This is a genomic window from Butyrivibrio sp. NC2007 (assembly GCF_000421405.1).
Lineage (GTDB): Bacteria > Bacillota > Clostridia > Lachnospirales > Lachnospiraceae > Butyrivibrio.
The window spans coordinates 72122-94599 of the sequence record NZ_ATWY01000004.1; the positions used below are offsets into that span (position 1 = coordinate 72122).

General features: G+C 45.1%; 17 protein-coding genes. All 17 read right to left on the minus strand.

The genetic code is table 11. The annotated features are described in order from the left end of the window. Positions 1–95: 95 nt before the first annotated feature. The 17 genes from G632_RS0104390 to G632_RS0104470 all read right to left on the minus strand — a co-directional run bounded on the left by G632_RS0104390 (position 96) and on the right by G632_RS0104470 (position 22340). Positions 96–1538 carry a GGDEF domain-containing protein gene (locus tag G632_RS0104390; RefSeq protein ID WP_022767819.1) on the minus strand — a complete coding sequence of 481 codons (1443 nt, stop codon included), beginning with the start codon at positions 1536–1538 and terminating at the stop codon, positions 96–98. A gap of 2 nt (positions 1539–1540) precedes the next feature. Beyond that, a complete protein-coding gene (locus G632_RS18790) occupies positions 1541–2344 on the minus strand; it encodes a YesL family protein (protein ID WP_022767820.1) in 804 nt (267 codons plus the stop codon). 22 nt (positions 2345–2366) lie between these two features. Then, the gene (locus tag G632_RS0104400; protein ID WP_081647068.1) at positions 2367–2789 is read right to left on the minus strand and encodes a GNAT family N-acetyltransferase; all 423 of its coding nucleotides are present in this window, start codon (positions 2787–2789) and stop codon (positions 2367–2369) included. A 52-nt stretch (positions 2790–2841) separates the two neighbouring features. Further along, the gene (locus G632_RS0104405; protein ID WP_022767822.1) at positions 2842–3792 is read right to left on the minus strand and encodes an alpha/beta fold hydrolase; all 951 of its coding nucleotides are present in this window, start codon (positions 3790–3792) and stop codon (positions 2842–2844) included. A gap of 83 nt (positions 3793–3875) precedes the next feature. Beyond that, positions 3876–5918, minus strand: a complete 2043-nt coding sequence (metG, locus tag G632_RS0104410; RefSeq protein WP_022767823.1) for a methionine--tRNA ligase — start codon at positions 5916–5918, stop codon at positions 3876–3878. Positions 5919–5939: 21 nt separating this feature from the next. Further along, positions 5940–6815, minus strand: a complete 876-nt coding sequence (locus G632_RS0104415) for a methionyl aminopeptidase (protein WP_022767824.1) — start codon at positions 6813–6815, stop codon at positions 5940–5942. 131 nt (positions 6816–6946) lie between these two features. After that, positions 6947–8479 carry a bifunctional metallophosphatase/5'-nucleotidase gene (locus G632_RS0104420; protein WP_022767825.1) on the minus strand — a complete coding sequence of 511 codons (1533 nt, stop codon included), beginning with the start codon at positions 8477–8479 and terminating at the stop codon, positions 6947–6949. A 3-nt stretch (positions 8480–8482) separates the two neighbouring features. Continuing rightward, positions 8483–9292, minus strand: a complete 810-nt coding sequence (gene phnE, locus G632_RS0104425) for a phosphonate ABC transporter, permease protein PhnE (RefSeq protein WP_022767826.1) — start codon at positions 9290–9292, stop codon at positions 8483–8485. Positions 9293–9308: 16 nt separating this feature from the next. Further along, the gene (gene phnE, locus G632_RS0104430; protein WP_022767827.1) at positions 9309–10136 is read right to left on the minus strand and encodes a phosphonate ABC transporter, permease protein PhnE; all 828 of its coding nucleotides are present in this window, start codon (positions 10134–10136) and stop codon (positions 9309–9311) included. 5 nt (positions 10137–10141) lie between these two features. Continuing rightward, a complete protein-coding gene (phnC, locus tag G632_RS0104435; RefSeq protein ID WP_022767828.1) occupies positions 10142–10915 on the minus strand; it encodes a phosphonate ABC transporter ATP-binding protein in 774 nt (257 codons plus the stop codon). Positions 10916–11011: 96 nt separating this feature from the next. Then, positions 11012–12121 (minus strand): phosphate/phosphite/phosphonate ABC transporter substrate-binding protein, encoded by a 1110-nt coding sequence (locus G632_RS0104440; protein WP_022767829.1) that lies wholly within the window; start codon positions 12119–12121, stop codon positions 11012–11014. 153 nt (positions 12122–12274) lie between these two features. Continuing rightward, positions 12275–13618, minus strand: a complete 1344-nt coding sequence (locus tag G632_RS0104445; protein WP_081647069.1) for a glycoside hydrolase family 30 protein — start codon at positions 13616–13618, stop codon at positions 12275–12277. Then, on the minus strand, positions 13615–14631 hold the full coding sequence (locus G632_RS0104450) for a LacI family DNA-binding transcriptional regulator (protein ID WP_022767831.1): 1017 nt from the start codon (positions 14629–14631) through the stop codon (positions 13615–13617). Before G632_RS0104450 ends, G632_RS0104445 begins: the two co-directional genes overlap by 4 nt. A 120-nt stretch (positions 14632–14751) precedes the next feature. Further along, a complete protein-coding gene (locus G632_RS0104455) occupies positions 14752–16407 on the minus strand; it encodes a DUF3502 domain-containing protein (protein ID WP_022767832.1) in 1656 nt (551 codons plus the stop codon). Positions 16408–16469: 62 nt separating this feature from the next. Then, a complete protein-coding gene (locus G632_RS0104460; RefSeq protein ID WP_022767833.1) occupies positions 16470–17396 on the minus strand; it encodes a carbohydrate ABC transporter permease in 927 nt (308 codons plus the stop codon). A gap of 14 nt (positions 17397–17410) precedes the next feature. Then, on the minus strand, positions 17411–18838 hold the full coding sequence (locus G632_RS22270) for an ABC transporter permease (RefSeq protein ID WP_022767834.1): 1428 nt from the start codon (positions 18836–18838) through the stop codon (positions 17411–17413). Positions 18839–19016: 178 nt separating this feature from the next. Next, complete coding sequence (locus tag G632_RS0104470) at positions 19017–22340, minus strand: cellulase family glycosylhydrolase (RefSeq protein ID WP_022767835.1); 3324 nt, start codon at positions 22338–22340, stop codon at positions 19017–19019. Positions 22341–22478: the final 138 nt, after the last annotated feature.

Genomic DNA, 22478 nt, shown 5'->3' on the forward strand with positions numbered 1-22478 from the left:
CCAATCTGCCAAGAAATATTCGAATTGACACCATTGTTCGAAATGTTGACGAAGAAAAGAAAATAACACTGTGCAATTTGTATATTGCTTTATTCTCAGAAAGATAATACTCCCTTTCCAACAACCTTTGATCTTTCAAGAGCATTCTTTGCAGAGATCACTACATCCGGCACATTTCTTCCGTTGTCCGGATAGATTGCAGCCCCTGCATTTACGGTAATTTCCTTATCCGCATCGATAAATCTGGTGTCGTGTAAGAAAAGCTGCATCTCATCGGTCTGCTTTCTGATATCCTTCTGGTCATAGATATCTTTCAAAAATACCATGAACTTGTCATCTTCGAACCTTGCGACAATATCCGTGGATCTGAACCTTCCGTCCAAAGAACTGGCAAATTCCTTGAGCTTCTCATCAGCAAAAGCATCTCCTTTGTTCTCCCTGGCTTCTTTAACATCACTAAGTTCAAGCAAAAACAGAATGCCTCTTTTGCCCACTTCCGCCTCTGTATATTTTTTGATCTCAACCATGGCCGATTCTCTGTTCAAAAGGCCGGTCAGTTCATCCTTATCATGAGCTTCATATCTCTTTTTCCTAATGCGCTTTTCAATACGGTCACTAAGAAAATGCGAGATCAGTACAAATACAATAAGAAAGGCAGATGCAAGAAGCATCCTGAAGGCCTCTGCGCTATAATCGTTCATGGTTTCTCTTGTCATGGCTTCCATCGCGCTTTCCCTGATAAATACCACTGCACCACCGCCTACCGATGCAAAAGGTATCACAAAAACATATCCATAGTCCTGTACCTGGCCCATGTAAATGTTCTTTTGTGAAATGCTTAGTTTAATTGTATCTTTTGAAATACCGGGAGGAAGTTGCTCCCAAAAAGATGCCGATTCGCTGAAATCATCAGCTCTTTTACCTTTGCCATCAGCCAGAATATCTCCGTTTATAGTAACAACGGCAATTTTATCCATAATATACTGTTCTCTGAACATCTGATTGACAAGTGTATCAATCGGAAGTGTGGCCACCAGATAGCCACGATCTCTGTTAGAAAATTTAACACCGGAAACAATAAGGCACTCGGTGTTCCTTGCGTTTTCGCTTCTGTCAGGAAGCACCATCCCGGTTCCGCCTTTGGAATACTCGGAATTTAAAATCGGAAAATACTCTTCGGATCCGATAGAGATGTCTTTTCCCAAATAATCATAACCCTTGCCTTCTTCATCGCAGACAAGGGCATTGGTCAATTCCGTTCCATCGACAATATCTTTAAGAAGAGTTTGTATCTGATTATCATTGTAGTTCATGACATAAAGGGACATAGCTTTACCGGACATGGTCATGGCTGACATCGCCTCGCTCATAACAATGTCCCTATCACGAACTTCTTCTCCAATGGTAAGGGCCATTTCCGTAAGCTTGGATGAAGCTGCACGACTGTAGATAATGCCTCTGTATACGCTCAGGATTACAGCCACAGCTATAAAGTACAAAACAGTCGGAATCAGCCATCTCAGATGAGATCTCTTCATACTTACCTCTCTTCGTCAGTACCCTCTTCGTTGTCGATCTTCTTTATTGCGTTTTCAAGCTCCTGCTCTTCTGTTAATGTCTCTTCCTTGGGCTCGAACTTTTTGAACGTGTCATTGTAAAGTGCTGCACATAGGTATGCCGGACCTGCGATACCCACAAGGATCAGGATCGGCACTACCTTCATCTCAAAGAAATAAAGGAACAAAAATGGAAGCAGTGTAACGATGGCCATAGCAAAAGTTCTTGGAAGTGCCATAATTGAAACCAGGAATGCATTCTTAATGGTTCCGGTAATCTTGTTTACAAACTTGGACTGAAGAGGATATATATAAAGCGATGCCAAGTACAAGATAATTCCCACCGCCATAGTCACATATTTAAACACCGGGCTCTGACCCCTCATAAGAAGAAAATCGATTACGATTATTCCACCGGCTGCAAACTGGATTATCTGAAGGATCATACTCTGAACAAAGTTCTCTTTAAAAGACTTGAAAAAGGTCTTTGTAATATAACTTTCCTCTTCCCTTACTATCTTAAGCAGTACAAAATGCATCGCTGTAAGCGCGGGACCAATGGGGATTGAAACAACAATGCCAACCAGCCACGCCCAGAACACGTAGCTAAAAACGACTCCCTGAGAAGTTGCTGCCTGTTCATCAAAAAGAATAGCTCCCAACATAAGATACTGCTGTACGATTAGCGGAATCGAAAAAATCAAAACCAGAATATTGAGCCACATAACATCCGCAAACTTGTTTAATCCCCTTATAAGAGGACTGTCCAGATCAAAAAACTTTCCCATTACTAAATTACCCTTTTCCGTTTTAATTCTTAAGTAGTAGTTCCATCGGCGTAAACCTTATGCCGTCGGCAACAGTTTCGCCCTGCAAGTCTTTAAAGCCCTTTTTGTGGTAAAACTCCACTGCATAGGGCGATGCGTTGACGGTCAGTCTGTCTATCCCCTCCTCTGTGACTGCATATCTGCAGACAAAGGTAAGAAGGGCGCTGGCCACTCCGTGCTTGTGGTATCGCTCATCCACAAACAAAAGAGAGATATGCTTCTTTTCACGCAAAGAAAGCATACCTACATATTTGTCATTGTCCACGGCTACAAACAGCTGATAATGGCCTGCCACGAACATTTTTCTCAGCATATCATCATTGACGAATTTGTAAAAATTCTCAATTCCTTCCTGAGAATAGTCAGGGGCGTCGAACCTTACAAAGGTATCCCATGCAAGCTTCATCGCCCCGTCCCAATCAGAATGATAAGCACACCTTACCATTATTTTTGATGTATCAATTACCTGATCCACTGCCTGCTACTTTCTTAATCCACTCATACTGATCTGCAAATACCTGTTCTCTGCCTATCTCCTGCTGAAGCTCATGACGCATTCCGTCATAAAGCTTGAGCTCAACGTTCTTGATCTGGAGATCGTTCTTGTAGATATTGTAAAGCTTCTCAGGTCCCTCGCCGTAATTTCCGACAGGATCCTCTTTACCTGCAGTGATGAGGATAGGAAGATCCTTAGGAATATCTTCCATCTTGTCAGTGTCCTGAATTCTCTTAAGGAGCTCAGCCATTGTCTTGAATCCGTTTAATGTAAATACAAAGTTACATGCCGGATCGGCAACGTATTTATCAACGCTGGCTTCGTTGTGAGAGAGCCAGTCCTGCTGAGTTCTTGGGTTAGGAATCTTCTTAAGGTAGCCCTTGAACGCCATGTTGTTTACCATGGTGCTGCGGTACTTCTCGCCCATAACCACCTGGAGGAAGTTAACAAGGCCGCCAAGGCTCTTAACTGTTCCGCTTGGCATGTAGGCTGTTCCCTGAATGATCGCACCCTTGATACCTGTTCCGTATCTTGTGATGTACTCTCTGGCAACAAATGAACCAAAGCTGTGTCCAAGGATAAAGCATGGAACTCCCGGGTAATCTTCCTGGGTCATCTTTTTAAGTCTGTGTGCATCACGAACCAGAACCGTTGCAGGGTCGTTCTTGCAGAAGTAACCGAGTGTACCTCTTTCTCCGACAGAACCGCCGTGTCCAAGGTGATCGTTACCGATTACAAGAATTCCTTTCTCAGCCAGGAAATTGGCAAACTCATCATAGCGGTCGATGTATTCCTGCATTCCGTGGATTATCTGCAAAATGGCAACAGGTTCGCCCTCCGGAATCCATCTAATCGCATGAAGCATAGTTTGTCTGTCTCGTGATTTGTAAGTCAGTTCCTCTTTGCGTACCATTTGGAATTCCTCCCCAATAAGAAATGATTATATATATATAATACTACAGATTGTTACGCTATGGTCTTACAAATTGCTTATTTTCAGCATATCTCAGCGCCGGCAGGCATATCCTTCTCAGGTGTCATAAGAGATAAGTTACCTTCTGCATCTTCTGCGCAAAGAAGCATACCCTCTGAAAGAACTCCTGCAAGCTTGGCAGACTTAAGGTTTACCAGAACCATTACCTTCTTGCCGACCATCTCTTCAGGTGAGTAATATTTTCTGATACCTGAAACGATCTGCTTAACCTGGCTTCCGATCTTAACCTGTGAACAGAGGAGCTTCTTTGAATTCTCAACCGCTTCGCATTTAATGATCTCGCCAACCTGGAACTGCATTGCACCAAACTGGTCAAAAGAGATCTCGTCCTTGGCAGGTATATCGATAGGCGCCTTCTCATCGCCGCTCTCCTCTTGAGGTTTCTCTACAGGTGCAGGAGCAAGACCTGCCTTAGCAAGGTTGATTGCTGCCTTCTTCTGTGACTCCTCAAAATCAGCCTTCTGCTTCTTTGTGATCTCTGCTGCCTTCTCGAGAACGTCCTTTAAGTCTTTTCTTGCAAAGAGCATCTCAGGAGCTTCAGAAACTTTGGTTCCGCTTGGAAGTATGCCAAATTCTCCGAGTGAATCAAAGTCTCTCTCAGGAGATGAGAGCTGCTCTCTGATCTTCTGAGCTGTCTCAGGCATAAACGGATCAAGGAGTGCTGCGCCGATTGAGATGGACTCTACAAGGTTATAAAGAACTGTTGAAAGTCTGTCCTTCTTAGCCTCGTCCTTACCAAGGATCCATGGCTCTGTCTCATCAATATATTTATTGCATCTCTTGAAAAGAGTGAATATCTCTGTGAGAGCATCGGCAACACGAAGCTCATCCATCTTCTTTTCTACTTTGTCATAGCAGGATGTAACAACTGCCTTGAGATCGTCATCAACAGCCTCTGCAACACCCTTGTCAGCAACAACGCCACCCAGGTACTTGTTGCTCATTGCTATGGTTCTGTTAACAAGATTGCCCAGGGTATTAGCAAGGTCTGAGTTGAATCTCTCAACCAAAAGTTCCCAGGTGATGACACCATCGTTGTCAAAAGGCATCTCGTGAAGAACAAAGTACCTTACAGGATCAACACCAAAGAGGCTTACAAGGTCATCTGCATAGATAACGTTGCCCTTTGACTTACTCATCTTCTCGCCGCCCTGTAACAGCCATGGATGGCCAAAGATCTGCTTTGGAAGTGGCTCACCAAGGGCCATCAGGAAGATAGGCCAGTAAATTGTATGGAATCTGATAATGTCTTTTCCGATAAGATGAAGGTCTGCAGGCCAATACTTCTTGTAGAGGTCTGAGCTGTTTCCGTCCGCATCGTAACCGATACCTGTGATGTAGTTGGTAAGGGCATCAAGCCATACATAAACGACATGCTTGTCATCAAAATCCACAGGGATTCCCCACTTGAATGAGGTTCTTGATACGCACAGATCCTGAAGTCCCGGAAGAAGGAAGTTGTTCATCATCTCATTCTTTCTTGCTACAGGCTGAATGAACTCAGGATGTGTGTTGATATGCTCGATAAGCTTGTCAGCGTATTTGCTCATCTTGAAGAAGTAAGCTTCCTCTTCGGCAGGATGAACAGGTCCACCACACTCAGGGCACTTTCCGTCTACAAGCTGAGACTCTGTGTAGAAAGCCTCACACTCTGTACAGTACATTCCCTTGTAAGAGCCCTTGTAAATATCGCCCTGGTCATAGAACTTCTTGAAGATCTTCTGAACCTGCTTAACATGGTCCTCATCTGTTGTTCTGATGAACTTGTCATAGGATGTATCCATGAGGTTCCAAAGACCCTTGATGGTATCGGATACCTGATCTACAAATTCCTTGGGGCTGCTGCAGCCGGCCTCGATGGCTCTTGTCTCGATCTTCTGGCCGTGCTCATCAGAGCCTGTCTGGAAGAATACGTCAAATCCGTCTTTTCTCTTATATCTTGCAATTGCATCCGCAAGCACGATCTCGTAGCTGTTTCCGATGTGGGGCTTACCTGATGTATATGCAATAGCTGTTGTAATATAGTATTTTCCTTTATTTTGCACTTTGATCACCTTCCTAATCTATTACCAGCATAAAAGCTCGTAACCTGTCTCAGTCACCAGCAGCTCAACCTCCCACTGTGCAGAGGGCTTAAGGTCTGCTGTGTAGACAGTCCAGTCATTTTCTTCATCAACAAAAATCTCATCGCCACCCATGTTTACCATAGGCTCAATGGTAAATACCATACCGGGTACCATCAGCATTCCTGTTCCGGGCTTACTTACAAAGCTAACCCAGGGCTCTTCGTGGAAATCGTTGCCACAGCCGTGACCACCGATCTCTCTGACTACTGTGTAGCCGTTCTTAAGCGCATGCTGATGAACTGCATGACCCATGTCTCCAATAGGTGTCCATGGAATAACCGCCTTAAGACCTTCCTCAAGGCACTCTTTGGTCACATCGACGAGACGCTTCTTCTCGGGAGAAACTTCGCCGATGCAGAACATTCGTGAAGAATCCGAGTAATAACCGTCAAGGATAGTGGAACAGTCAACGTTTATTATGTCCCCTTCTCTCAGAATGATGTCCTCGGAAGGAATTCCGTGACATACTTCCTCGTTAATAGATGTGCACACACTCTTTGGAAATCCCTGATATCCGAGATCTGCCGGAATACCGCCCATCTTGGTGGTGGTATTGTAGACTATATCGTCAATCTCCTGTGTGGACATGCCTGCGTGAATCTTCTCACCAATCTCATCAAGCACTGCCATGTTGATGACCGCACTCTTCTTGATACCCTCGATGTCCTTCTCTGTTTTAAAGAGGTTTCTGCTGGGCACTATCATGCCCTGGTGCTCGAAGTTTATTATTTTGTCATCAAATGCTGCGTGGCAATTCTTGTATTTCTTGCCGCTGCCACACCAGCAAACGTCGTTTCTGTCTAATCTTTTGTACATAATTTACCTTCTTTTATCGATAGTTACACAAATATAGTATGCCTTCAAAAGCTTTTAGAGTCAAGGGAATGAGTCAAACTGAAACGTCCCCGTTGACTCATTTTGAGTCAGTGGGGACGTTTCAGTTTGACTCACATCCTGCAGGAGAACTTACTGTTAACGATCTCCCCAACAGGACTGTTTCTTCTGATGAAATCGATAAGCAGATCCGGCATCTCATCTGAGTAGCTCTTCACCGTAGGGCTGTTTCCTATGCACTCGTATCCACCGGTACCGGTTGCCCTGTAGTTGCTGGTAACCAGCGTGTACTGCTCGTCATCAACAAGTTCGCTTCCGTCGAGCTTTCTCATGGTAACAACTCTGTCACCGACAGGTCTTGTCAGATCGAACTCGTACTCAAGTCCGCCATAGAAATCGTAATTGTAATGCTCAACCTTAGGCTGAAGGAACACCTTGGAAATGCTGACTTCTCCTGTTTCCTTATTATAATCGAAGTACTCCGCACATCTCTCCAGAGCCTCTTTTAATACCGCCCTGGTGACGCCCTTGACCTCAACAGTGTTTGCAAACTGGTAGATTCCAAGCACATCTCTGACTGTTATCTCCTTCTTAAGTCCGAGGGGATCGTTCGACAATGAAGTGCATGAGAAATCCGCACCAGTGTATTCAAGCTCAACCTGGTTAAATATTGATGCCACCTTGCTACCGTGAAGGGCAGCATAGAGTTTGTCCTCAGGAAGGATCTCTTTTTCCAGGCACCCAATGGGTATATCCAGCCATTTATCAAGCTTAAGGCTCAGATCATCCATAAAAGCATGCTCAGCCTTGATCCTGTTATAAGCCTCACCCGGCTCATTAACTGAAACCAGCTCTGACGAGATATTCCATCCCTCATCGCCTCTTACAGCCTCTATTTCACAGTACTTCCTTGCCTTGTCCGGAGGCTGAACCCCGTAGGTTCCGTCTATAACAACACCCTCCACCGGCATGTGCTGATGTCCTGTAAGAAGAATGTCAAAATCCAGTTCCCTTGCAATCCTGCAGGCTTCATTCTCCCTCGTTTCCGAGAGCTTCTTTCCTGTTAAAAGATCTTCTTCAAACCCTCCATGGTAGATGCAGACTGTAATGTCACACTTTCCCTTAAGGTCCTCAAGCTCCTGCCTAAGGCTTTCCACAGGGTCTTTTACCTCGAGCTCAGATAGGTTCTCCTTCTGCTCCCAGACATTTACATATCCGGTTACTGCAGCTGTTATTCCAACTCTTGTGCCATCCTCAAGAACATGGATGACGTTTTTCTTAATGCCAAGTGCGCCTCTTTTATCCACAACGTTGGCGCAGATAAGTGTTGCCTTCATGGCTGATACATAATCAAGGATAGCATCATACCCGAAATTGAAATCGTGATTGCCCAGAGTGTAGTAATCAAGGCCCATTTCCTTAAAGCCCTCTGCCATCGGATGAAAATCATACTCATCTCTGTGCTCGAGATAATAGGAAATAAGCGGAGTTCCCTGAAGTGAGTCGCCACCGTCGATGACAAGAGTGTTTCCGTCCTTGTCAATTTGGGCAGCAACACAAAAAAGCCCCGTATTCTCGGGGCGATTCTGTGCATAGTTTATCGGATATAAGCTTCCGTGAGTATCTGATGTAAATATGATACGCATATATTATCCTCTTGTAAGTTTTACTCTGATCCTGGTTGAGATGAACTCGATGATAAGGATCAGAACGATAAGTCCTGCCAAAAGAGCTCCTGCCTCATTCCATCTGTAGGAGTTCATGGCGAAAATAAGTGGTGCACCAAATCCGCCGGCGCCAACCATACCAAGGATTGTAGCGTCACGAAGGTTGATGTCGAACCTGTAGATAGCTGTTGATGCGAAGTTAGGCATCAGCTGGGGAAGGATTCCGTAGCGGATCTTCTGCCAGGTGTTGCAGCCTGCTGCATCCAAAGACTCAATGACACGAGTATCAAGGTCCTCAATAGCCTCGATGTACATCTTGCTTATCATACCGATGGAGCATACGCCCATGGTTAAAAGACCTGCGAAAGCTCCGGGGCCTGTTACACGGATGAACATAAGTCCGTAAACGAAAGCCGGAATTGTACGCGCTGCCATGATGATAAGTCTTCCTGCAAATGCTATCGGAAGAGGAGTTAAGTTTGATGCTGAGATAAATGCAAGCGGGATTGAAATGATAGCTCCCACGATTGTACCAAGAAATGCGATACAAACAGTCTCAAGCATCAGGTAAGGAACTCCCTTTGTTGAAAAGTCGAATAAAAAGCTAAGGTCAGGATGGAAGATTCCGGACAAAACGTTAAGGGCGATCTGTCCTCCGTCCTGTGTGGATCCGCTGGTTTCAACAGCGCTGCCACTCCATACAAGGAGTCCCACTACTATTACGGCAGTTATCAAATTGTAAACCCAGTCCTTGGGTCTTTTATCATATGCCTGTTGTATTCTCTGATTCATTTATCTACCTCCGCCTTCAGACGAGCTTCTTACGAAGCATACGGCTGACAGACTCAATGATGAAGACTGTTACAAAAAGTGCCAGAAGGATCATTCCAACGCTTGGATACTCTCTCCAGCTGATCTTCTCATTGAGGATAAGTCCGATACCGCCGGCACCTACATATCCCAGAACCGCTGCGTATCTTACATTACCTTCAAAGTTAAAGAGGCAGTTTGAAAGATAGAAAGGAAGAACCTGAGGAATGATAGCAGAGATGAAAGCCTCTGATCTTGTGGCTCCCATAGCCTGCATAGCCTCGAAGGCTCCCATGTCGACAGTCTCAATCTCCTCGTAGGTAAGCTTACCAATATAACCAAAGGAGAATACGGCGATGGCAACTGTACCTGCCAGTGTTCCGAGTCCGAAAACAAGCGTAGCTACCAGAGCTATTACAATGGTAGGAAGTGTTCTTATAAGTGAGAACATTACTCTCATCACGGAAACTACAATCTTACTGGGACATACGTTGGTACTTGCCAGCATTGCAAATGGTACGGACAAAAGAGCTCCTACCACCGATCCCAGAAGTGACATCTTTATTGTGTCAAAAAGAGGCTCCCAGATCTTGGGCATGTAGTCAGTCTTTGGTGGGAACATCTCTCCCAAAATAACGAAGAACTGGCCAATCCTTGAAACAAGGACCTCCATATCAAAACCGGTAATCTTAACCGAAAGAGCACACATAGCAAGGACGAGTATAACGTAGATAGGTGCTCTTGACGCCTTCTTATAGGCCTTTTTACCGTTAGGAAGGACGTACTCTTTTGGCTTAAAAATCTTGTCGTAAAAAGTAAGATTCACCTAAATCACCCCTCTTCCTGTAAATTGCCTTCGCGGTCAACCTTTCCAACATAGATGGTATCAAGAACCTCATCCCACTGTGTTCCCTGGGCAGGTCCATCAAATACGATCTTACCTTCTCTGATACCGATAACTCTCTTGGCATACTTAAGGGCAAGGTCAATGTGGTGGATATTGATGAGGATCGTGATGTTCATATCCTCATTGATTCTCTTAAAATCTCCCATAACCTGATTGGCTGTAACAGGGTCAAGGGCTGCAACAGGCTCATCTGCAAGGATGATCTGTGGGTTCTGAGCAAGGGTTCTTGCAAGGGCAACTCTCTGCTGCTGTCCACCTGAGAGCTGGTCAGCACGAACAAAGGCCTTGTCAAGAATGCCAACCTTATCAAGGCACTCAAGGGCTTTTACTTTCTCTTCCTTGGTATAGATTCCAAATACTGATCTGTACCATGGCATATCAGGAACAAATGCTGTGAGCACGTTCTTTATAACAGTAGTACGTGTGATCAAGTTGAATGACTGGAATATCATTCCTATCTTTCTTCTGAATCTCCTGAGAGTCTTGCCGGAAAGACTCATGACATCAACACCATCCACGGTGAGTTTACCACTGGTTACATCGTGCATCCTGTTGATGGTACGAATAAGTGTAGACTTACCGGCTCCGGACAAACCGATGATAGCAACAAATTCTCCCTGATCGATCTCGAGGTTGATATCCTTTAGTCCCTCGAAACCATTGGGGTATACTTTTCCTACGTTTTCAAACTTGATCATTTCTTTTCTCCTGATATAAACTCAAAACTCGAAAAAATTGGGGAGGCGTGATGTCCTCCCCAATATGAATAACAATGTATTTCTGCCAAGAGCCGATTACTGCATTGACTTAATGAGCTCCTGAGCAGCTCTCTCTGACTCGTAGTCCTCAGCCTTAGCCTCTACATAACCGTTGTGGTTGTAGATAGAGATAACTTCCTTACCTGCATCAGAGTTTCCGATATTGATAAATGCCTGTGTTACAGCAGCCTTGAAAGCATCATCCATAACCTTTGATGTCTTGCTTACGCTGATTGTATCGTTGTAGATACCGTCTGTTACACCGATTACGTTTGTCTCATCCCAGATAGAAGCAGTTCTGCCAAACTCTGTTGTCCACTTCTCCTCGTTGTCACGTCTTGCATCTGCATAGCAGCAAAGAACGTCGATCTGGCCTGAAGCAAGTCTTGCAAAAGCGTTACCATAAGAATCAGCCTGTACAGCGTGTGTAAGGTCTGTGATGTGCTTCTCATAGTTCTCCTGAAGCCAGAGTGAAGGATAGATATATCCAGCAGAAGATGAAGAGTTCATAACACTCCAGTTAAGACCATCAAGGTCCTCCCATGTTACTTCCTCACCATTGTTTACCTTCTCAGCGATAGCCTGACCAGCCTCTGAAGGTCCTGCGATGATAAGTCCACGATAGAATGTAACCTGCTCATCTGTGGGCTCTGTAGGCTTGTTGTCGTTCCATGTCTTAGCATCAGGGCTCTCTATTGAAAGACCATCTCTTGTAGCTGTAAGGATAACATCGCAGCCATCCTCATAAAGAACATAAGTACCACCGGGGATAAGACCTACATCGATAGTGCCTGCTGAAAGTCCCTCACCTACTGCCTCGTAGCTGGTTCCAACTGTAATGTCAACTTCGCCAACTTCATAGCCAAGTCCTGCAAGCTCTGTTGTAAGGAGCTCCTTAAGTGGCTCTGTAGCTGTAACGATCTCATCAGGGTCACGTGAAGGTACAAAACCGATTGTAAGCTTGTCAACCTTTACGTTCTCTGCTGCAGCGGGAGCAACCTCAGTAGCCTCAGTCTGCTCTGTTGTCTCTGCAGTTTCTGTTGCAGCAGGTGTCTCTGCTGTCTCTGTTGATGCAGAATTGCCGCATCCTGCAAGCATTGTTACACATGAAATGCCTGCGATCATCATTGCGAAAAATCTCTTCATAATTCCTCCTGCCTATTTAAGGCGTTATCAAAATTTCGGCAAAAAAATACCCACGTGAATTGCACATGGGTACTCCTTGCTAATTGCACGACAGAAAGTTTAAGCTAAACTTTACCTTTTGTCAATGAATTCTTATTAATATATAACCCGTAATTATGCGTAATATGTCAAAGTCTGGATAGAATGCGCTTTGACAATGAGTTTTGCTGAAGATTCTCCCTCGGCAACATTTACTGCCGTGTCTACATCTGACTCGCTTAGGAGAATAACAACTCTCTCTCCGTCAGGGTTTACAAAACCTACACTCTTGATCCTGTCTGTGTAACAGGAAGTCCAGATAAGTCTGGCGCCTTCTTTTATGTATCTTGAAAAATGGCCTATATAATAGTAGGAGAGCTTCTTTTCATAGTCATCCCCCGCCTCATTGGCCTTTATAGGCGCATCACAGTAGTTGCCCACGTGATTTGGTCCGCCCTTAAAATCAACCATCAGGTTCCAGTCAAAGATGGCTGTAATGCCGTTTTTTAGATTGCCCAGCATCTGGTGGGCATACATCTCGGCATTGTGAATGTCACCTTCTCCGGCAAACCTTGAATACTCAACGCATCCTTCGGTAAAGAATATCTCTTTTTCAGGGAAGTGCTTCCTTATAAGACCAAGGTTCTCAAAATGATCTCCAGTGTACCAGTGAACAGCACATCCAAAGATGTACTTGTCGGCTCCGTCCTTCTCCATGATATCCTTAAATCTCTTGTAGCTTACTTCCTTATTGTGATCCCAAACAAGAACCTTTACTTCATCAAGAAGTCCTGCCTTCTCAAGCGCAGGTCCCAGGTAATTAAGTGCAAAGTCTGCCTCCTGCTCAGTTGTGTATCTGCAGGAATCCCAGGTCTGGGTAGCGTTTGGTTCGTTCTGTATTGATGTAAAAGAGATCTCGATGCCTCTCTTTTTGTATTCCTGAATAAACTTTACAAAGTAATCTGCCCACAGCGCTCTGTACTCAGGCTTAAGTTCTCCGCCGTGATTCATCTCGCCGTTGGTCTTCATAAACGCAGGTGGAGACCAGGGTGCCATCAAAAGAACTAAAGGCTTGCCCAGCTCTTTTTCAGCTGCCTTGATCATAGGAATGATCTCTTTTTCATCATGTGCTATGTCAAAGCTGTCAAGGCTCTCATCGCCCTCTTCGATGTAAGTATAATTGCCCAGGGCAAAGTCACAGCTGTTCATGTGAATGCGCCCCAAGTTGTATCTGAGGCCGTCAGCCCCGAAAATATCGGCAATGAGTCTTTTTTGAGCCTCATCGCTCAGGCCACTGTATGTATGAGCCGCAGCCTCGGTAAAGGCTCCTCCGAACCCGCGTATAGTGGTCTCCTTCTCATCAGGAAAAACCACCAGGGCTTTCATTTCACCTGCAGGACCTGCATCTTGAAGCGTACTGCAGCTCCAGTATTTACTGCCGGCAAAATGGGTCTCAATTGCTGTTATATTTTTCATCATAAATCCTTTGCTATCGTCGAATCGCGCGGGATTATCCTTCCGTTTAAGGTTATCAGTCTTCCGGCTTCTCCGCTGATCATGCGAACAAGCTGTTCCACTGCTATAATGCCCTGTTTTTCAAAGAATGTTCTGATGGTTGTGACTGATGGGCTTACCACTCTGGTCAGCTCGATATCGTCACATCCCATAACGCTTACCTGCTCCGGTACCTTTACTCCACTGTCCCTGAGTGCTTCAAGTACACCGATAGCACTTAGGTCGTTGGCTGCAAAGATTGCATCCGGCAGCTCTTTTCCCGAATCAACAAATTGCGTAACCGAGTTGTAGGCTGCAAGCCTCTCAAACTTACCCGGAAGAATGTAGTCATCATCTACAACAATTCCGGCGCGCTTTAAAGCTCCAAAAAATCCGTCCCTACGCTCCTGGTTATCGTAATTGTCCTCTTCTCCTTCTATATACATAAATCTCTTGTGGCCAAGCTCAAGCAAAAACTTCGCAGCCTGTTCGCCGCCGTTTCTTGAGTCAAACACAACGCTTGAAGACTTATCTCCCACAAGGATCCTGTCAATGTACACCGTAGGTATCTGCTGGTTCTTAAGTATCTTTTCCTGATCGGGTCCTATGGCTGAATTGAGGATTATCGCGCCATCAACCCTGTGTCCCATAATGTTTGCCATGATATGAAGCGGGTCAGAGCTGAGGAATATCTCAAGTTCATAGCCGCTCTCCACACAGGCTCTGTATATGGAATCAGAAAGCTCTCCGTAGTATGGTCCTCTGATAGCTCCAAGGAACAGTCCTAATACACCGGTTGCCTGGGCCTTTAAGTTTCTGCCGTTAAGGTTTGGGGTATAGTTAAGTCTCCTTGCCACTTCAAGGACTCTTTCCTTGGTGTCGGGATGCAGAACATTCACATTATTAAGGGCATTTGAAACAGTGGAGATTGATACTCCCGCTTCTCTTGCCACGTCTTTTATCGTTATCTTTTTGTTATCGTTTTCCCTTTTAGCCAAGGCCTGTTCCCCTTTTCCTCATGCACTACGCTATTTTCTATATTCAGCAGAGGGCAAAAACGTTTTTCGCCCTCTGCTATTATAACATATCAGACTCAGGTCAAGAGGTCATCGCCCTGATTAGTTGTAATTGTACTCCTCGCAGTATGCTTTCCACTGCTTTGTGTACTCTTCACGGCACTTATCAATGCCAGCCTCAGTCATCTTGTTTCTGAACTCTTCAACTGCTGCATCAACATCATCAACAAGTCCGGCCTCAAGTGGAGCGAGGTACTGTCTCATTACGTTGCTGACTGCTGATCTCTCAGCGCTGTAAGAATCATAGTTCTCTGAGAATCCATCATAGATGTTTACGTTAGGGAACTTTGTCTTTTCGCCAAGTGCTGCGTACTTATCAAACATCTCCTGAAGCTTAACATCTGTCTTCTGAGGAAGCTTTGTCTCGCCGTTTCTGAGGTTCCATGTGTTGAAGCCTTCGTAAGGGAATGTAGCTGTCTCGCCGGCTTCTTCCTGGAGGTTCTTGTAGATACCATCTGCTACATCATAGTGTGTCCCCTTGATACCGTACTGAACGATTGAGTTGATCTCATCATCGCAGAGCATTGCCTGAAGTACAAGAAGTGCTCTCTCAGGATTCTTGCAGCCTCTTACGATAGCTGTTCCGTTCTGTGTTGCATGTCCGGGATAGATAACACCGTTTGTCTCGCCGTATGCTACATAAGCTGACTCCCAGCCCTGTCCTGCATTCTCAAAATCAGCAATAGCTGTGATCTGCTTGTTAGGGTTCTGTCCTGCAACTTCTGCTACGCAAAGACCATTCTTGTAAGCGTCTGAGTTGTTTGTGTCTGAAAGTGCACTCTTTGACCAGAATCCAAGATCTGCCCACTTCTTCATGAGCTTCATGTCATCTACGAAATCATCTGAGTACCAGTAATCATAAACATCTGAAGGTGTGTCATAGTTTGCTGCAAGACCGTAGTCAAGACCATTGTTAGCAACCCAGTTGTACTTGAAGTTAAGTGCCCAAGCTGCATCGAAACCGGTCTTAAGTCCCTGGCTCTCTTCTGTTGTTACAGTAAGAAGTCCCTGGTTAGGCTCGTTCTCCTTGATTCCAAGAAGATATGCCTCGAGGTTCTCAAGTGAATCAGGTACAGGAAGATCATACTTTGCTCTGAGGTCCTCTCTGTACTTAACACCGTTACATACGTACTCAGCCCATGTGTTAGGTACTGCATAGATCTTGCCGCCAACTCTGCACATGTTGAGATTTGCATCACCTACAAGTGCCTTGAGGTCAGGTGCTACTGTGTCGAGCATGTCATCGAGCTCTTCGAAAGCGCCGCTACTTGCAAGCTGTCCGTAGTTGAGCCAGTTAGCAATGTAGATAAGGTCTGCGCTCTGAGCAGTGATCTCGTTAGCGTATTTCTGCTGGAAATCTGTCCATGTTGAGAACTGCATATCAACAGTTGCGTTGCACTTCTCAAGGAGCTTCTCATTGAGAGCTGCCTCTACGAGTTCCTCATCCTGAGGAGCATCGCCCATTACGTAGAATACAAGGTCAACCTGCTCTGAGAGATCGAGGTCTGCTGCCTCTGCAGGAGCCTCTGCCTCTGTAGCCTCAGCTGCCTCTGTGGTTGTTTCTGCTGCAGGGATCTCTGTAACGCCCTGCTCAGCGAGCTGATCAGCTGCTGACTGTGTTCCGGCTCCGCCACAACCTGTGATCACGCCGGCTACCATTGCCATTGATAACAATGTTGCTAAAACTTTCTTTTTCATATTTGCCTCCTTTGTGATATGAAAACGTTTTTATTTCTTTGTAAATTAAATGCTGAGTTCTCTCAGCCTTTTACCGCACCAACAGTAATTCCCGAAACGAAGAATTTCTGTACGAAGGGGTAGAACAAAAGCACGGGACCTGTAGCTACAACCGCCATTGCAAGCTTAACCGACTCTGTAGGAAGGTCTGCCGTCTTCATGCTTACGTTACTTGCCATCTGCTTCATGGCTGTTGTGGCATTGAGCAGATCGTAGAGGTAGAACTGCAGCTGCCAGGTGGATGAATTGGTACTGAACATTGATGATCTGTACCAGTCATTCCAGTAACCAAGTGCCAGGAAAAGACCTACTGTAGCAAGTCCGGGCTTGAGCACCGGAAGCACGATCCTGAAGAAGATGGTGAAGTGTCCTGCTCCGTCAATCTTAGCTGACTCTGTGATGGCATCGGGCACAGCTCCGACAATGAAGGTTCTCATAAGGATTACCAGGAAAGGACTCATAAGAGCCGGGAACCAGATTGCCAGTGTTGATCCCTTAAGTCCAAGTACATTGGCATACATCAGATACCATGGGATCATTCCGCCTCCGAAGATGCTGGTAAAGTAAATAAGGAATGATACTGTATTTCTGTACTTAAACTCTTTTCTTGAAATAACATATCCAGTGAGGGTTATCATCATAAGTCCGAGGCCTGTTCCGACTACTGTGTAGTAGATAGTCATCTTGTAAGCCTGAAGGATATCCTTGGGAGACTTAAAGATTGTCTGATAAGCAGATAATGTAAAGTCTCTTGGAAGAAGTGAATAACCCTGTGTAAGTATCGTTGCGTTGTCCGTAAAGGAACCCGAAACGATGATGATGAAAGGCAGCACGCATACGATCGATCCTATTACCAGGAGGGTATATGCTATGGCCTCAAAAACCTTGGTGCCTGTAGACTTCTTTATGGTCTTTGGCGCTGAAGGCTCGTAATCTAAATCTCTTGCCATACTGTGCTCCTTTCTTAGAATAATGCGTATTCGGGATTTCTCTTTTTAACCGCGAAGTTCACAAGTACGATGATCAGGAATCCAAATATTGACTGATAAAGACCTGCTGCCGTTCCAAGTCCGATGGAAAGCGGCTGTGTCATTGTAATTCTGTAAACGTAGGTATCGAAGATATCCGTTGCGTTGAACAATACGCCGTTGTTACCGATGAGCTGATAGAAGAGCTCAAACTGTCCCTTCATAATGCTTCCTAGTGCATAAAGCAGAAGTATTATGAATGTAGGCTTAATGTGTGGCAGAGTGATGTACCATATCTGCTGAAGTTCATTAGCCCCGTCAACTCTGGCTGCCTCATAAATCTCGTTATCGATTCCCATGATAGTTGCCAGATATACAACCATTCCGTATCCGATGTTCTTCCAGAGGTAGAAGAAGGTGATCAGGAAAGGCCAGTAGGATGGATTGTTGTAGAAGTCAATCCTCTCTCCACCCATCTGTGTAACCAGGTTGTTGATAAGACCGTACTGATATTCAAACACGTTATAAACGATAACCTTCAGGATAACGAAGGATACGAAGTATGGCATGAACATCAGGGTCTGTGAAGTCTTTTTAAACCACTTCACTGTTACTCTGCTGACCAGAATGGCAAATATGATCTGAAGAACATTGCCGACACCGATGAATACAACGTTGTAAAGTACTGTATTCTTGGTGAGTCTGAACAGGTCAGCCTTGATCAGGAACTCGAAGTTCTTAAATCCTGTAAAAGGGCTGGACCAGAGTCCGTCTCTGAAGTTGAAGGATGTAAAAGCAAAGTACACACCCAACATTGGCAGGTAGTTGTTGATCATGAAGTAGACGAAGGTAGGTATCAACATGACGAACAGTACCCAGTTTCTCTTAAGCTCAACGAGAAGCCCGTGCTCTCTGTATTTCTCTCTCTCTTTTTTCTCAAGGATCTTGATGTAGATGTAAGACAAAAGAGATACTACCAGCGATATTATTACCGCTGCCCCCGGAACAAATCCGGTGGTCTTAAAGTGTCTGTTTGAAAAAATAATAAAAATGATTGTTGCCAGTGCAGTCAGAAACTGAAACATGAATGCGCATTTACCAGCTGCAAGAAGTCCAAGTTCTCCTTTTCCCTTCTTAAGTCCGAAAACTGTACGGATGATAAATGCAACATTGAAGTAAATAGCTGCTGCTGCGAGTATTAAAAGGACCATTGCGAACAGTCCCAGAACTCCCTGATTTGCATACTGGACGAAGGAAAGCAGATTGTACAGGTTATAGCCTGTAAGCAAATCTGCTGCCATGTCCTTGGTAACACCTATTCTTGAGAACAGGTCAACCAGGTTCACGACCCTTATCCAGTTGAAAAATGGGAGTAGCAGGATCAGACACACTGCGCTGATCCCGGAAATCCATTTGTTCCTCATTAAAACCTCCCAAAGCGCTTGAAACCACAATAAAAACGTTTTTATTTATTTGATATTCGTAGTCTAGCATTTTGTATCGATATTTACAATATGCTTGACATAATTTTGTGTATTTACAACAATTAAACTAATAAAAATTCTACTCTTTCGACAAAAACGTTTTTATTCATGGTCTTTATTACCAGCGGAAAATGCTTGCTATCCAGCCGATAATCTTAACCGCAGTCTTTACAATTGCTCTGACTACAGTTACTACCGCATGTGAAATTGCGGGTAAATCATGTCCCGGATTATGTGGCTGATCCGGTGTATTTGGTGTATCCGGCTGATCAGGCTGATCCGGTGTGCCTGGCTGATCAGGTGTATCAGGTGTGTCAGGTGTATCAGGCTGATCAGGGTCATCAGGTGTTCCGGGCTGGTCCGGATCATCCGGATTTTCCGGATCCTCAGGATCTTCAGGCTCTTCCGGATTCTCTGCATCAACTGAAACAACATCGATGTAGTCGTAGTTGAGCCATTCTCCATCAAAGGTTCCGCCAAGGATCAGTCTGTTGTAGCCTTCCTTAAGCTCTACTTCGATATCTGCATAAACCATGTGATCCCATCCCTGACCGTTATTTGGCAGTACAAAGGATACGCTCTGTGCTCCCTCAAGCTGATATACTGCTGTGAGATCAACACCTGCACCGTTTCCGGCAACAGTGATCTTGTAATTTCCGTCCTTAGGTGCAAAGACACTGTAATCTGTGTAGTTGAGCTTCTTGGCAATGATGTCATCGCCAACAACGAATGAACCGACAGTTGCGCCCATTCCGCCAACACCGTTTTCGTTTGCACGGCCTGAATAGAAGCCCTGGTGCTCAGCAGGTGGATTGTTAGCTGACCTTACAGCGTAATCCTCTGCCTCATATCTCTCTGCGCCGGTCTCATCAATTATTGTGATCGGTGAAACGGCAACATCAAAGAATACGGGTGTTTCGCCCAAAGCTGCTTCGTTATCTAATGTGATGGTATTTGTTCCCTCAGTAAGTTCAGTCTTTCCAAGTATAGTTCTGAATGCCGGCTCTTCTGCGTCAGTCATGTATCCAACATAGAAGCGATACTCTCCTGCATATTTTGCATCCACAGTTACTGTTACATTGCTCTCGTCAAAAGAGATTGCGTCGCCCTTTACTCTTCTGAAGCCACTTGTAGCTTCCGGGAATCCGTCAGGCTCTTCAATGGCATCCAGGCTGATGATGTCGATGCAGTCAATGTTTGCCCAGTTGTCCTGATTGAGGATCGTTCCTGAAAGCTTGAACTCATTAAAGCCCTGCTGCAGGTGAAGAGTAAGCTCAGACTTGTTCATTGAGTTCCATGGAGCGCCTGCGTTATCAAGATTTATAGCAGTGTTCTCACCGCCATTAAGCTTGTAAACAGCAGTCATTCCATCGGCGCCGTTTCCGTTCCAGTGCCATGTAACGCGGTAGTCACCTTCTTTTTCTGCAAAGATCTCAAAGTCAACATATTTCATGTTTGACCAGTCTTCAGCAATCTCCTCGAAAGTTACGTGTGTATTAAGATTTCCTACAGCGTAGCCGGCTGAGAAGAATGACTGTCCTTCAAGGCCTGCATTGGTGTAGAAGAATTCGCCCTCAAGACGAAGTGTTCCATCCTCTTTTACTGTTACAAAGTGTCTTGTTGTTGCGATGTAGTCGATGTTCATCCAGCCGCTTCCAAGTGCGCCTGAGATCTTAAGGGTATTTTCGCCCTTCTCAAGATCAACATAAGCTACAACATCGTGCATCTTGTCCCATGTTCCGCCGGAAAGTCTTGGAACCTGTACAAGCTGTGCTTCATTATCACCGACCTTAACAAGGATTTCCTTGTCATCATCACCGTTGTAATGCATAACAATGGGGTACTTGCCCTTATCTGCTGCCTTAACAGTGAAGGTGAGATAGTTGATATTAGACCAGTCGTCTGCAACATTATCAGCAGTAACATCTGTGTTCATGTTGCCTGCTGCCTTGCCACCTGAGTAAAAGCTCTGGTCTTCGAGTTTACCACCGGTAATTGAGCAAACAGCCTCATCTTCAACTTCAAGCTTCTGCCAGCCACTGATGAAGTCACTTACAGGCTCTGCTGTCACAGGCTCGGTTGTGTTCTCATAAGTCTGTGCATTGCACCACTTGCTCACAATTTCAATAAGCTCGTTGTTAGGGCTTCCCAGGCTTGTTGCTGAATTCTCCCAAAGCTCTTTTATCTCGTCAAAAGAAGCTGTGGAGATATCAAGTCCGTTGTCCATGTACTCGGGATGATGGTAAAGTCCCCAGTTGCCATAGCCGGTTATTGTCTTGTAGGTCCATGATGTCCAGTTGATACCAAGCTCTGTAAGAAGTGCAAGGCCATCATCCCAGGCACCGTAATTGTTAAAGTAGTTGAACTCACCCATGTAGCTGGGTACGTTATAATCAGCATTTCCGATGGCGTTTGTCTTGTTCTCCATGTTGGAGATCTGACCGCCGCCTGCGTTGTCGTAATCATCGTAGAGATAGTTGTGATACTCATACATCACGTTTTCCCAGCCATAAGCTTCGGGATCCGGAAGGTCCTCAGGATTCCAGGTAGCTTCCATGATGATCACGTGGTCAGCATCTTCCTGTCTGATAACGTTGTATGCTCTGTCATAAACATCCCAAAGGATTGTGTGAAGCTCATCTGCAGACTTTGATGAATTGTAACGGTATGTGCAGTAGGGCTCATTAAGAAGATCATAGCCTGCTACTGTGGCATTTCCTTCGTATCTGTCTGCGATTGTTCTCCAAAGGCTTAAGTACAGCTCCTGATTTGCAGCTGCATTCTCACCAAAGAAGAACTCTGAAGCAGATTCCTTGTGATCCTTGCCATCAAGTCCGGAGTGGTCACTACCATTCTGTGATCCGGGTGCTCCGTGCATATCAAGGACTACGTAAAGTCCGTACTTTGAGCACATATCAACAAACCAGTCGAGTCTCTCAAAGGCTGTAGCATAGGGATCGGATGCCCCTTCATCATATCCGTAGTAGTTGCCGTTTTCATCAACTAGGTTTCTCCACCAGAATGGAAGCCTGATGGTGTTCATTCCCATTGCGCGGCAGTTAGCAAAGTCTTCTTCCTGCCAATAAGCTGTTTCCCAGGCAGCTATCAGCTCTTTTGCACCATCTTCTCCAAACCTCTCGGTAAGGTTACTTATAATGGTTGTCTGATCGTATACATCTGCAGATTCTCCGGATGGTGTCATCCAGAATTCCTGCAAGAGATATCCGCCGGCATTGGTACCACGCAGGTTGATGATATCTCCCTGTCCGTAATTGGTCCTCAGGTTCTTGCCGTCTGCCTTGATGAATGCAGATCCGCTGGTTTCTTCCAAAGCTTCTCCCTCCTCTGCCATGACGGTCATACCGGGTGCTCCCATAGCAAGTACTGCCGAGAGCGCAAAAGCAAAACCGCGTCCAAGAATTCTACTTACTTTTCCTCTCATACTTTATACCTCCCAATTTTTTGTGCATTTGGCCTCTATGCGGGATTTATGTTAACACCGAAGGAGCAGGACAGAATAGAGTCTTACTTGAGAATTAATAGGTCAATATTGCTTTTTTATTTTGTTTGTTTTAGAATA

Coding starts and splice junctions, on each gene's coding strand:
- G632_RS0104390 (WP_022767819.1), bottom strand. CDS start 1,538: ATGAAGAGATCTCATCTGAGATGGCTGATTCCGACTGTTTTGTACTTT.
- G632_RS18790 (WP_022767820.1), bottom strand. CDS start 2,344: ATGGGAAAGTTTTTTGATCTGGACAGTCCTCTTATAAGGGGATTAAAC.
- G632_RS0104400 (WP_081647068.1), bottom strand. CDS start 2,789: ATGAAGCTTGCATGGGATACCTTTGTAAGGTTCGACGCCCCTGACTAT.
- G632_RS0104405 (WP_022767822.1), bottom strand. CDS start 3,792: ATGGTACGCAAAGAGGAACTGACTTACAAATCACGAGACAGACAAACT.
- G632_RS0104415 (WP_022767824.1), bottom strand. CDS start 6,815: ATGTACAAAAGATTAGACAGAAACGACGTTTGCTGGTGTGGCAGCGGC.
- G632_RS0104420 (WP_022767825.1), bottom strand. CDS start 8,479: ATGCGTATCATATTTACATCAGATACTCACGGAAGCTTATATCCGATA.
- phnE (WP_022767826.1), bottom strand. CDS start 9,292: ATGAATCAGAGAATACAACAGGCATATGATAAAAGACCCAAGGACTGG.
- phnC (WP_022767828.1), bottom strand. CDS start 10,915: ATGATCAAGTTTGAAAACGTAGGAAAAGTATACCCCAATGGTTTCGAG.
- G632_RS0104440 (WP_022767829.1), bottom strand. CDS start 12,121: ATGAAGAGATTTTTCGCAATGATGATCGCAGGCATTTCATGTGTAACA.
- G632_RS0104445 (WP_081647069.1), bottom strand. CDS start 13,618: ATGATGAAAAATATAACAGCAATTGAGACCCATTTTGCCGGCAGTAAA.
- G632_RS0104455 (WP_022767832.1), bottom strand. CDS start 16,407: ATGAAAAAGAAAGTTTTAGCAACATTGTTATCAATGGCAATGGTAGCC.
- G632_RS0104460 (WP_022767833.1), bottom strand. CDS start 17,396: ATGGCAAGAGATTTAGATTACGAGCCTTCAGCGCCAAAGACCATAAAG.
- G632_RS22270 (WP_022767834.1), bottom strand. CDS start 18,838: ATGAGGAACAAATGGATTTCCGGGATCAGCGCAGTGTGTCTGATCCTG.
- G632_RS0104470 (WP_022767835.1), bottom strand. CDS start 22,340: ATGAGAGGAAAAGTAAGTAGAATTCTTGGACGCGGTTTTGCTTTTGCG.